We start from the raw sequence: 12,193 nt of genomic DNA, 5'->3' as shown, positions 1-12,193 counted from the left end.
CACAGAGAGGACGTTGCTCAGCACGCTGGCGATCGCTTTGGCAGCCCTATCACGCGCCGTCCAGACGCAGCGGCCCTAAGCGATGGAGCAGATTCGCCGCGGGTTAGTATACCCGTGCTTCGCATGCCCCCACGTAAACCACAGATGACGGAGCAGGTCTGGGCCAATTGTCTCAATCTGTAACATCTACAGGGCAAATCTTCCTCTACGTGTTACAGATCGAGACAAACGGTCGACACGGTTCACAAACGTCTCAATCTGTAACAGTTACCGAGTAAAATCGGTCCTAATTGTTATAGATCAAGACAGAGGGGGATTTCCGTCCGGTCCAAACCAAATCTCTCAGTCTTCCTGCAATTTCGAACATGTGGCCTATAATGTTGCTTTGGTTACGCTACATATTGCGCAGCCATTTAATACGTCGCCCACCGGGGGCCATTAATTCCTATCGCCTTATTGGCTAGGAAGCAATCAAAGGAGGTATCCGTGGCAGCAGAGACGCCTTGCTCGGTCCTCTATAACGATATTCGCTCGTTCGGCGGTCTTAAACATCTCGAGATCGCCCGAATGCTCATCAATGGAAACTCTTATCTCGGCAGTACCCTGCTCGAGAAATGCTCTTCCAACCGCTCGTATCTCACCCGTTACATCGTCCATCGCGAGCCTGACCAGTGCGCGCCCGCCATCTACAGCGACTTTGCCGTCACCACGCTCAATCTTTCCGCGGCAATCTGCAGCAAGCTCGGCGGCGGCGAGTCCGCCTATCAGGCAATCGCCGAGCACTATCGCGGCCCGGCCGCCAACGAAATGATGTCGGCTCTCGCCAGCTACAAGCTGGACAGCCGCCTATATGCAAATGCCCTCAATCACATCGACAACTTTGACGGCAATGCCGTGCGCGAGAAGAGTACGCTTTACCTTATGCTCTTTGTGGCAACGGGAGCGCTCGCCGATCCCGTTCAAGGCGTGGCCACCGTCGAGCGCTTTTGCGACAGCAAGACGGGCGGGCACTTTGGCACCACCGAAACTACCGTCGGACGTGGCTTTATGGGCAGCCTGGAGCAGCCGCGCACCGTCGCCCCCAACCTCGGTCTGCTCAGGACACATGCCGACAACTGCGTCGACATGCAAATCCATCCCCTCACACGCGATCCGCGCGGCACCGTGATTGGTTCTTTGCCCAAAACCTCGCCCAGCATCACCGATGTGGGCGCCGACGCATCGCGCGAGCATCTTCGCATTTGGCTTGAGGGTGAGCACTGGTACGCCCAGGGCCTTGGATCGACCAACGGCACGGTGCTCGAATCGGGCGCAGGCGACGGCGATATCGTAATCGAGCCGCCCCGCGACCAACGAGAGCCCGGCAAAGTCTATCCCCCCGTGGAAATCGAAAACAGCGACAGACTTCACTTGGGTCTCTATACAACGTTTCTCGTTATTGTGGACTAGCGCGTAGAGACGTGGGAAACAGATGTCACTCGTCTTATATCATTTACGTTGCACGCTGCACTATAAATAGCGATACGAGTCAGCTTATCGGCAAACACGTCTATCATGGGCTTTAATCGATAATCGCGTTCTCGGTGTGAGCACGCGGCCCCACCAAACGAAGGAACGCCTTGGATACCACCAACACCGCCCCTGGCGACAAACTCATCCGTCTCGACACGTTCGATACCGCCGTGGCGGTCGACCCCAGCGCCGAGGACGATGCCAAGCGCCGGTTTATGACGCTAATTCTTCAGACGGCATACCGCGACGACGGCAATATCGGACACGTGCTTCGCGCGACCAACACGAGCGGCGAGGTCTTTGCCGTCAAGCTGCTCAAGGACAACGCCATCCTTTCCGGCCAAGCCCCCGATCGCTCCGCCGAGCAAGCGGCTGCGCACCTGGCCAACACCGCCGCGCTGTTCGAGGAGTACCGTCATCTGTGCACCGTCTCGCACCTGCGCGGATTTCCGCGCGTCTATGGCTATGGATCGTGCGAGGACGACCCGCTCATCCTCATGGAGTGGGTCGAGGGCACCTCGCTCAAGCAGGCGCTGCCCTTGCTTCCGCACGATGTCTCGGGCGGGCTAACCACCCAGATGGTGGCCGCCGTTGGAAACGCCGTGCTTCGCGCACTCCTGATGACCCAGGGACTCGTAAATCCGGTCGTCCATCGCGACTTGTCGCCCGCCAATATCATGTTCCGTACCACCAGTCGAACGCTCGAGCAGCAGATCGTCGATTGCTCCTTTGACCCCTGTCTCATCGACATGGGCTCCGCGACCATGGCCCTCGGCGATGACACGATCACCCGGCGCGCCGACATCTGGCGCTTTGCCACGCCCGCATACGCCGCGCCCGAGATGCTCACGCAGGATATCGAAGGCATCGCGGCCCTTCGCCGCTCGCCCGCAATCGACGTCTACGCGCTTTCGAGTGTTCTGTACCAGCTCTACAGCGGTCGCAAACCGTTCGATGTGGAGTCGACGGGTGCCGCGGCAACCGGCTCGTTCTACCTCATAAAGACCAAGACCAAGCCAGCGCCGCTCGAGCCGCGATGCAATGACGACGAAGCGCTCGTCCAGATCATCATGAAAGGCATCTCAGTCGAGCAGTGCGATCGTCCCACCGAGCAGCAGATGCTCGAGGTGCTCTCGGCATACCTCACCGATGCCGAATCCGAGGGCCGCGAAGGCGCAGGAGACGAGGCCGCGATTAATATCGATTCTGGCACGCACCTTAAGGTCGACGTCGCCTGCGAGCGCGCGCGAGAGATCCTGGAGCAGGCCCGGCACGATGCCATGACCCGCCGCCGCTTTATTATCGGTGGCGTTGTCGCGGCCGTTGCGGGGCTCGGCGTTATCGGGGCGGCAACCCATGGCTTCGGCATCCCCGACTACCTGGACGGCATCCGCGGTACGCTTGGCGACTACACCTGGGATCAGCTGCAGGAGATTTCGCTCAAGATTAAGGCCGCCGAGACCCGTAGCGAGGCACGCGAGATCGCCAAGCACTATCATCTGCTCGACGATGACGGTCATATCCCCTATCCATGCACCAAGCGCGTCATGCTCACCAACGGACTGCAGGTTGGCGCGCAGCTCGTGGGCATCCGCCACGACGAGCTTTTGGACGGAACGGGCAAGGCCGGACTGACGTTTATGTTCGATGCCGGCATTGCCGAGCGCGACGCCGCGGCCCAACCGTTGAGCGCCGGCTGGGCAGATTGCGAACTGCGGGAATGGCTCGATGGCGACGGCCTTAAGCTGCTGCCCAACGAGTTGCGCGCACTCATCAAATCTGTCAAAAAGATCTCGAATAACATTGGCGCCGCCAGAAGTGCATCGTGTCTGAGCAAGTTGCCCGCAACCCTTTGGCTGCCCGCCATGGTCGAGCTGTGCGGCAATCAGCCACCCGAGTCATTTACCGAGGACTTTCACTACCTGGCCGACATCTATAACGGCGAGGGCAAGGAGTACCAACTCTTCCGCGAGCTCAAGGTGAGCCCGTATTCCACGAACGAGACGATGGTCCGCCAGTGGAAGGGCAAGGACACCTGCTGGTGGGAGCGCACGGTGAGCCCCGACACATCGGAGAGCGAAGGCACACTCTATATGAATCGCGTGGGACGCGACGGCGACGTCTTTACGTACGCAACGCCTGCAAGCAAGCCCAACAAGCGAACCTGCGTGATTCCCGGATTCTGCATCTAGGCGGCGGGCGTCTTGCCGTGACGGGACCCCTCCCCGGCAATTGTCTCAATCTGTAACACTAGCTCGGCAGATACAGGTCTAGATGTTACAGAACGAGACAAACCTCAACCCCGCGAGACAACATCTCAATCTGTAACAGTAAGGGGTTAAAAACCTCTCTAGATGTTACAGATTAAGACATTTGAGTTGACCGCGGACAGTCTGTCTCGATCTGTAACAGTTAGAACCCAAAAAACCAGTCTAGATGTTACAGATTAAGACATTGAGTTTCCTGCCAACTGTTTGTCTTGATCTGTAACAAATACTCGGTAAAACGGGGTCTAGTTGTTACAGATCGAGACGTTAGTTTTCGGTTGAAATGTTTGTCTAAATCTGTAACAGCTATGGTTCAAAAACCGGTCCAGACGTTACAGATTGAGATGTTTGGCAGAGACGGCCACCGATTGAGCAGCCACCCTCATCTGTAATGAAAAGTCATACATTCCAACTATTACTGGACACCCCCAGGGGGTATGGGTGTATAGTATCGGTTGGTTAACATTTCCGACACTACGTCACAGAAAGGAGAAACCATGGCTCAAGATAAGTTCGACGTGGGCGGCATGACATGCGCCGCCTGCCAGGCGCACGTGGACCGTGCCGTGAGCAAGCTCGATGGCGTCGAGAGCGTCGCGGTCAATCTGCTCGCCGGCTCCATGATGGTCGACTATGACCCCGCGCAGGTCACCCCCGACGACATCTGCACCGCCGTCGATCGTGCTGGCTACTCGGCCTCACCCGTCAGCACGGGCACCGACGCCGCCCAAAGCGGCAGTACGCAAGCCAGGTCCGGCGCCGCCCATATGGAGTCGCCCACCAAAAAACTGGAGGCCGCCGCCTCTGCCATGCGCACTCGTCTCATCGTCTCGATCGTATTCCTCATCCCACTGTTCTACATAGGCATGGGGCACATGCTTGGCTGGCCGCTGCCCGGCATCTTCACCGACCATACCCACAGCATGACGCTCGCTCTCACCGAGCTCGCCCTGCTCATCCCCATCGTCTACATCAACGACGCGTACTTTATCAACGGGTTTAAATCGCTCGCGCAAGGCGCGCCTACCATGGACGCCCTTATTGCCGTGGGTGCCACCGCATCCATTGCCTGGTCGCTCTACGCCATGTTTATCATGGCCGACCGGCTGGCCGCCGGGCAAATCCACGAGGCCATGATGACGGGCATGGACAACCTGTATTTTGAGAGTGCGGGCACGATCCTGTCGCTCGTCACCGTGGGCAAATACCTCGAGACGCGCAGCAAGTCCAAGACCGGCGGCGCTATCGAGGCGCTCATTGACCTGGCACCCAAGACCGCGACCGTCGTTGCCGACGACGGCACCGAAACCACCGTCGACGTCGACAGCATCCTTCCCGGCCAGGTGCTGCGTGTGCGTCCCGGCGAGTCCATCCCCGTTGACGGCGTGGTGCTCAAGGGCAGCTCGGCCGTGGACGAGAGTGCACTGACCGGCGAGTCCATTCCCGTGGAGAAGACCGCCGGTGACACTGTCAACGCGGCCACGGTCAACCGCACGGGCTCGTTTACCTTCCGCGCCACGCGTGTGGGCGCCGATACGTCGCTCGCCAAGATTATCCAGCTCGTCGAGGACGCCAACGCCACCAAGGCGCCCATCGCCCGCATGGCCGACAAGGTCGCCGGCGTGTTCGTGCCCGTGGTGTTTGTAATCTCGGTCGTGACCTTTGTAGTGTGGATGGCACTGACCGGCAGCATGAACGAGGCGCTCACCTCCGCCGTGGCCGTGCTGGTGATCAGCTGCCCGTGCGCACTGGGTCTGGCCACGCCCGTCGCCATTATGGTGGGTACCGGCAAGGGCGCCGAGATGGGCATTCTGTTCAAGAGTGCCGAGGCGCTGGAGAATCTGCGCAGTGTGGGCACCGTGGTGCTCGACAAGACGGGCACGGTCACCCGCGGCAAGCCTGCCGTGACCGATATCGTAGTAGCCACGCGTGCTGACGGCTCGCCCGCCATGAGCGAAAAGTCGCTGCTCAAGCTGGCCGCCGCGTTGGAGCGCTCGAGCGAGCACCCGCTGGCCGAGGCGATTATGGCCGAGTGCGAGGCACGCGGAATTGTCGCGCGCATGGTCGAGGACTTTGCCGCCGTGCCCGGTCGTGGCGTAACGGCGCGCGAGGGGCAGAATGTCATCGCCGCCGGCAACGTACGCCTGATGAACGAGTTGGGCGTTACCGTGCCCGCGGGTCTTGCCGAGCAATTTGCCGCCGAAGGCAAGACGCCGCTGTTCTTTGCCAAGAACGGCGAGCTTGTCGGCACCATCGCCGTGGCTGACGAGGTCAAAGAGACGAGCGCCGAGGCCATCGCTGCGCTCCGCAAGCTCGGCGTCGACGTGCGCATGCTCACCGGCGACAACCGCGTGACGGCCGAGGCCATCGCCCGCCGCGTGGGGCTGAGCAGCGAGCAGGTCATCGCCGACGTCCTCCCCGCCGACAAGGAACGCCACGTGTGCGAACTGCAGGATGCGGGCGGCAAGGTCGCCATGGTGGGCGACGGCATCAACGACTCCCCCGCCCTGGCGCGCGCCGACGTGGGCCTTGCTATCGGCACCGGCGCCGACATCGCCAAGGAGGGCGCCGACGTGGTACTCATGCGCAGCGACCTCATGGACGTCGCCCGAGCCATCGAGCTTTCACGCGCCACGATCCGCAACATCAAGCAGGACCTGTTCTGGGCACTGTTCTACAACGGCATCGGCATTCCGCTGGCGGCGGGCGTGTTCTTCCCGCTCACCGGATGGCAGCTCTCGCCGATGTTTGGCGCCGCGGCCATGAGCCTGTCGAGCGTGTGCGTCGTAAGCAATGCGCTGCGCCTGCGAACCTTTAAGCCCAAGACGGCGCGCTGAAGCACCCGACCTTGCCCCTCAAACCGTCGCTCGCGTACCCAAGTACGCTTCGCTCCTCTTTCGGGGCAATCTCGGGCACCTCAGCGCACCTTTAAGATGACACTGTTCACGACTAAACTGTCAGATAATCTCAATCGATAAGGAGTACACCCATGCGTTACACAATCAAGACTTCCGGCCTCATGTGCGGCCACTGCGACGCCACCGTCGAGACGGCGTTGCTCAACGTGGCCGGCGTGACCGACGCCGACGCCGATCACGAAACCCAGACCGTCCAGGTGGAGTGCGCCGACACCGTGACCGCCGAGCAGCTCGCCGCCGCCGTCGAGGCCGCGGGCGAGAAATTCCACGCCCTGTCCGTGACCGCATCCTAGCTGCCACCGCACCAGCAGGCACCGCTGTCGGCCGACATAGCCGCCCAGCAACCACCGCTCAACCAGCCCTTCAGAAGTTGCGGTGAAATAGTTCCTGTTTTAGCGCTCCAAGCCCTCAATCAAGAACTATTTCACCGCAACTGAGGGCGAGGTATTTGAAGGATTGACCAGAAACGAGGACCCGCCATGATGGCAGACCATAAATCGGTGACTCGCATGCTTAAGACGGCACGCGGGCAGATCGACGGCATCCTGCGGATGGTCGAGGAGGACCGCTATTGCGTCGATATTTCCACGCAGCTTATGGCCACACAGGCGCTCCTCGCGCGCATTAACGCCGACGTGCTCAAGGCCCACATTGAGGGCTGCGTCGCCTCGGCCATCGAATCGGGCGACGAGGAGCTCAAAGCCGCCAAGCTTGCCGAGATAGAGCGCGTCGTCGACAAGCTCGCCAAGTAATTGGGGCATTGGGGACAGACTTCTTTGCACCGTCTTGGTGATCCGGGGACAGGTATGTTTGCACCACATTGGCGCAGATTAACCTGTCCCCCTTGCTCTAAATCGGGTATAAAGGCGTGCAGCATATCGAACGAAAGGCAATTCGCATGAATGACTTTATGAAGGGTCGCAACGGCGCCGATGAGCTCACCGTCGTGTTGGGCTTCGCAGGCATTATCATCGCGATAATCGGGTCGATGGCCCGTATCCAGTGGCTCAGCTGGATCGCCATCGCCGTGATCGCGCTCGGCGTGCTGCGCGGTCTGTCCAAAAACATCGACGCGCGCCGCAAGGAGAACGATGCCTTTGTCACGGCGACCGCAAACGTCCCCGGCCTAGGTAAGTTCGTCGCCAGCTTGGGTGGCGGCGCCGCGGCTGCCAACGCCTCGCGCGCGGCCGGCACCAGCAAGGAAGACTTTGAGCGCGCCAAGCGAACGGCCAAGAAGATGTGGAAGGGCCGCAAGACCACGGCCTACCTTAAGTGCCCTAACTGCGGTCAGATGCTGTCCGTCCCCAAGGGCAAAGGCAAGATCCGCGTCACCTGCCCCAAGTGCCACGCCAAGATGGAAACACGCTCCTAGGCATCGCGCCGTGGGGCAAATGAATCAGTAGTGTTTGTCTCAAATCTGAAGCATTTATTCGATAAAAAAGCCGAGGCCTCTTGCTGAGACCTCGGCTTTTTTGTATAAGGCGGCGGCGTTCGACGAGCCGACTGTCCCCCGTCACACCGGCGCTTACGCCACGCCGTCGCGGGCCAGCTCCTCGGCCAGCGCTTCGGCAGGCATGGCCATAATCGTGTCGAGCTCGGCGTCCACCTCGGGAATACGCTTCACCTTGAGTTTGCGCACCAGGTTGCCGCGGCACATCACGTGCATTGGCTCGCGCAGAGCGCACAGGTCATCGAGCGGGTTCTCGCGCGTCACCAGGATATCGGCGGCCTTGCCGCACTCGACCGTGCCGGTCTCGCCGCCTAGGCCCAACAGCTCGGCATTGACCTGCGTCGCCGTATGCAGCGCAAAGGCGTTGCTCACGCCCACGTACTTGGCAAAGTAAGCGACTTCGCGCCACATGTCGTACTGGGTCACGAACGGGCAGCTCGAGTCCGTGCCCAGGCCCACCTTAACGCCGGCTTCCAGCGCCGCACGAGCGCTCTCGATAATGCCCGAGCACACGATGTCGCCGTTCTTCTTTTGCGTGTCGGTCGAATGGGTCTTCTCCGGATCGAGCAACACAAACGGCAGCGCCGGGCTGATCGTGCAGGTCACGCTCGGCGCGCGTCCCTCGAGCTGTGTGCCCGCGGTGCCGCGATACAGCTCCAGGATCTCGGGCGTCATCGGGGCACCGTGCTCGATCGTGTCGACCCCGGCCTCAAGCGCGGCCTTCACGCCCTCGGTGCTCTCGACATGAGCCATAACCGGCAGGCCCACCTCGTGCGCCGCCTTGCACGCCGCCGCGGCAACCTCCACCGGCATACGCAGCACGCCCGGCTCGCCCACCTCGGTCGCATCGAACACACCGCCCGTTACGAACAGCTTAATGACGTCGGCGCCGCGCGCATACAGGTCTCGCACCTGCTCGGCTGCCTCGACGGGGCTGTTGGCCACCTGGGCGAACAAGCCCGCGCCATGGCCGCCCGGCACCGTGACGCCCGTTCCCGGCGCTACCAGGCGCGGACCCTGATACTTGCCGGCGTCGATAGCGTCGCGCACGGCAATGTCAGCAAACAGCGGGTCGCCCGCGCCGCGCACCGTGGTCACGCCACCTGCAAGCTGTTGTTGGGCGCTGCCCTTAAGAATGTGGCGCACGATGGCGCGCCCCACGGGATTATCGAGCTTCTTCATCAGCGCGCCCGCATCGCCCGCCGAAACCGGCTTGCCCGAGCCGCACAGATGCGCATGCATATTGATGAGACCGGGCATGAGATACGCACCACCCAGGTCGATAACCTTGGCACCTGCAGGCGCCTGCGCCACAGCACTCGGCCCCACCCACGTGATGACACCGCGCTCAACGGCCACGGCCATATCGGGTTGCGGCTCCATATGCTCCGAGCCATCCAGAATGGTCGCATTGATAAACAACGTAGAACGATCGGCAGACGCCATATCGAGCTCCTCCCCCTCAGAAAACTTGAACATCTGTCCATTGTTATCCAGTGCAGCCCGATTGCCACAGACATATCGGTTAACGGAGGAAAGAGGGGATGTGGGGGACGGAATACGTTGCAGTCCCACCCCAGCGACACCAGGGAAATGTCTCGATCTGTAACAGGTACAGGGTTATTAGGCCCTTGATTTTACAGATCGAGACATTCGGTCGACGTTTCACCGGCTTGTCTCGATCTGTAACAATTACGAGCTCAAACAGCCTCTAAACGTTACAGATCGAGACAAAACCTCTCAGCGCCCATACCACTGGCATCTCCACTCCTCAGCCAATTCAGCCTGCCGAGGAATACCAGCCAGCCTCATTTTCTCGACCAGCTTCCCCGGGTCTTTGAGTTCGTTAAACGTAAACCGAAGCACCTTATGCCCGAGCATTGTCAGATGAGATTCCCGCTGACGCTCTGTCACGAATGGGTCGACCGACTCCCGACCCTCGCCGTTCTGCAAGGTATACTTCCCCTTTCCGTCGAGCTCGCCGATGACACATGTTCCGTCCTCGAGCCGCCAAAAATAGTCGACACGAAACACTTGGCTCGGATCGAGCGGGTCGCGAAACTCCACCTGCAACTCTGGCACCGGAAAACCGTATGCAATAAAGAACGCCCGAAAACGAGACTCGCCGCCGTTTTCGGACAGCCCGTCCGCATACGACGCGATCACCTGCGCTCTGCGATACCCTCGTCTGCCCTCGCAATCGGAGCGGAGGCGCTCGCACAGACCATCGTGCGATACGCCTCTTGCCCTCAATGCAGAATCGGCAATCGCCAACCCGTACGAAAACGGCGCGCGCAGCAGGCAATCCTCCACCGTGCGCCAAAACGACGTCACCTGCACGCCGTCAACTTGTTCAAGTGCGCCCGCCGCTTGCGGACGCAACAGCCGACATCCTGCACTCAACGTCACCGAACAACCCGTCTTAACAAGAAACCGCGGCCCGAGCAGATCATTTGGCACCTCCAGACCCCACAAAAGCGCCGCGTCATAACCCCAAAACGCCCAATCGGGATGAAACTCCGCAAGCCCTTTGACGGTCCGCAGCGCTCGCTCCGCCGGTGTCAACGCATCCCAATCATGTTGAAAACAGAACAAATACGGCTCGGGCTCCGCAATATCATCGGTTCCCACATGACGCCGCAGCCACATGAGCTCGGCATGGTCGTGCGTCACAAACAGCATGCCTTGTTCAGCCGCCTTCGCGAGCCTGGCAAGCATCCTATTCCGCGCCAAGGTGTTACGTGTCGCCTGCTTATGTTTAAGAACGGTATTAGACACTTTCATCACCACCACATCGGAGAAATGGGCCATCGCCGCCGCCGCTGCCGCCGACAAACGTCTCGATCTGTACCAGGTAGACCGGTTTTTTGTCCCTAAACGTTACAGATCGAGACATAAAGACAGAGGGCAAGGCGGGCGACAACCGTCCATCCCCTACTCCCATTCCTGTTCGTAGATGTTGAGGGACTTTACGTAACGCCCCTGGGCGCCCATGATGTCGCGGACCAGGCGCAAAAAGAAGCTGATGCACGAGGTGTCAAAGCCATCCTGCAGATCCTCGGGATGCACCGCACCAGGCCCATCGACCGCCGTGTCACTCAGGCGTGCGATGTCATACAGATAGAGTTGTCCCGCCGTCAGCCAGACATCGTCGACGCAGGCGAGGCGTACCGCAATCGCGCCGTCATTCCAATGCTCCTTTTGCACGATATGCGGGTCGTAGACATCAAAGCGATGATCGGTGCGCGTGTCCTTCAGCACGACCATGCCGGACGCAGGATCCTTGTCCAAAATGCCAAAGCGCGAGAAATACTGCGTGTCGCGTACCTGCTCGAGCCGCTTGAGCGAGGCAGGCGAAAGCGATGCCGGCGGCTCGTCAACATATAGCTCGAGCAGCGTTTTGCCATGGCGATAGGGGCGCTCAAACAGCAGCCAATCGGTAAACGCCATGTTGTAGGCCATGATTTCGTTTTGCGAAGGCTCGGTGCAATAGCTGAGCCACGGGTCGACAATGATCTCGAACTGTTCGCGCGCCGGCTCCAGGAATTGAAACTTCCGCAGCATCCAAAAGTGAGCCATGTCGGCAATATCGTTGCCGACGGCTTCAGCCAGCTCTGCTCGGTCAAAAGCGTGGTCAGTCATGGCATCCTCCTCAAACTGATGGACCTCAATTTGAGCTTACGAGGAGGGTGGGCAGCCACGACCAGCGCGGGCAAAATAGGCCTCCGGCTGCAAACCAGATGCTGACCAAACACTTGACGAAAAGCTTGACCGAAAATGCGCGCCGCAACAAAACCGCAGGTAAACATCGACGGCCAACCCGCCCTTTTGAGCCAGATGCCCGCAGCCACCACTTAAACAACAGGTGACCACAGCCCAAGAAGTCGACAAATGAACGCCCGTACGTCGACAAACGAGCAAACTGCTCGCAAATCCGCAAGGAGTGTCCCCGAATGCCGACAGAAAAGGAACGTCCCTAACTGTCGGCACTTAGGGACGTTCCTTTTAATATGAGCAGGACATTGTCAAGAGGCAAAATCGGGCCT

The 12,193-nt window shown here is 60.0% G+C and carries 9 protein-coding genes; 6 read left to right on the top strand and 3 right to left on the bottom strand.

Going from position 1 to position 12,193, the window contains the following annotated elements:
* Positions 1-486: 486 nt before the first annotated feature.
* From DXB53_RS07420 to DXB53_RS07395, 6 genes are all read left to right on the top strand, one after another.
* Positions 487-1,449, top strand: a complete 963-nt coding sequence (locus DXB53_RS07420) for an FHA domain-containing protein (RefSeq protein WP_117583953.1) — start codon at positions 487-489, stop codon at positions 1,447-1,449.
* A gap of 170 nt (positions 1,450-1,619) precedes the next feature.
* The gene (locus tag DXB53_RS07415) at positions 1,620-3,704 is read left to right on the top strand and encodes a DUF6273 domain-containing protein (protein WP_117583952.1); all 2,085 of its coding nucleotides are present in this window, start codon (positions 1,620-1,622) and stop codon (positions 3,702-3,704) included.
* 572 nt (positions 3,705-4,276) lie between these two features.
* Positions 4,277-6,616 carry a cation-translocating P-type ATPase gene (locus DXB53_RS07410; RefSeq protein ID WP_117583951.1) on the top strand — a complete coding sequence of 780 codons (2,340 nt, stop codon included), beginning with the start codon at positions 4,277-4,279 and terminating at the stop codon, positions 6,614-6,616.
* 152 nt (positions 6,617-6,768) lie between these two features.
* Positions 6,769-6,990, top strand: a complete 222-nt coding sequence (locus tag DXB53_RS07405; protein ID WP_117583950.1) for a heavy-metal-associated domain-containing protein — start codon at positions 6,769-6,771, stop codon at positions 6,988-6,990.
* Between the two features lie 186 nt (positions 6,991-7,176).
* Complete coding sequence (locus DXB53_RS07400) at positions 7,177-7,449, top strand: metal-sensing transcriptional repressor (protein WP_117583949.1); 273 nt, start codon at positions 7,177-7,179, stop codon at positions 7,447-7,449.
* A gap of 146 nt (positions 7,450-7,595) precedes the next feature.
* A complete protein-coding gene (locus tag DXB53_RS07395; RefSeq protein ID WP_117583948.1) occupies positions 7,596-8,069 on the top strand; it encodes a hypothetical protein in 474 nt (157 codons plus the stop codon).
* A 153-nt stretch (positions 8,070-8,222) separates the two neighbouring features.
* On the opposite strand, the gene DXB53_RS07390 is transcribed toward DXB53_RS07395, so the two are convergent.
* From DXB53_RS07390 to DXB53_RS07380, 3 genes are all read right to left on the bottom strand, one after another.
* Positions 8,223-9,593: an amidohydrolase family protein gene (locus tag DXB53_RS07390; protein ID WP_117583997.1), complete on the bottom strand. Its 1,371-nt coding sequence runs from the start codon at positions 9,591-9,593 to the stop codon at positions 8,223-8,225.
* A 294-nt stretch (positions 9,594-9,887) separates the two neighbouring features.
* Complete coding sequence (locus DXB53_RS07385; RefSeq protein WP_117583947.1) at positions 9,888-10,982, bottom strand: hypothetical protein; 1,095 nt, start codon at positions 10,980-10,982, stop codon at positions 9,888-9,890.
* Between the two features lie 99 nt (positions 10,983-11,081).
* Positions 11,082-11,789, bottom strand: a complete 708-nt coding sequence (locus DXB53_RS07380) for a hypothetical protein (protein WP_117583946.1) — start codon at positions 11,787-11,789, stop codon at positions 11,082-11,084.
* Positions 11,790-12,193: the final 404 nt, after the last annotated feature.

It is taken from the genome of Collinsella sp. OM04-5, assembly GCF_003439125.1.
Classification (GTDB): Bacteria; Actinomycetota; Coriobacteriia; order Coriobacteriales; family Coriobacteriaceae; genus Collinsella.
This window is presented reverse-complemented; position numbering and strand designations above follow the sequence as displayed.

Bases quoted from the DNA above. Each gene is read 5' to 3' on its own strand.
- DXB53_RS07410 (WP_117583951.1), top strand. From the start codon at position 4,277: ATGGCTCAAGATAAGTTCGACGTGGGCGGCATGACATGCGCCGCCTGC.
- DXB53_RS07405 (WP_117583950.1), top strand. From the start codon at position 6,769: ATGCGTTACACAATCAAGACTTCCGGCCTCATGTGCGGCCACTGCGAC.
- DXB53_RS07400 (WP_117583949.1), top strand. From the start codon at position 7,177: ATGATGGCAGACCATAAATCGGTGACTCGCATGCTTAAGACGGCACGC.
- DXB53_RS07395 (WP_117583948.1), top strand. From the start codon at position 7,596: ATGAATGACTTTATGAAGGGTCGCAACGGCGCCGATGAGCTCACCGTC.
- DXB53_RS07390 (WP_117583997.1), bottom strand. From the start codon at position 9,593: ATGGCGTCTGCCGATCGTTCTACGTTGTTTATCAATGCGACCATTCTG.
- DXB53_RS07380 (WP_117583946.1), bottom strand. From the start codon at position 11,789: ATGACTGACCACGCTTTTGACCGAGCAGAGCTGGCTGAAGCCGTCGGC.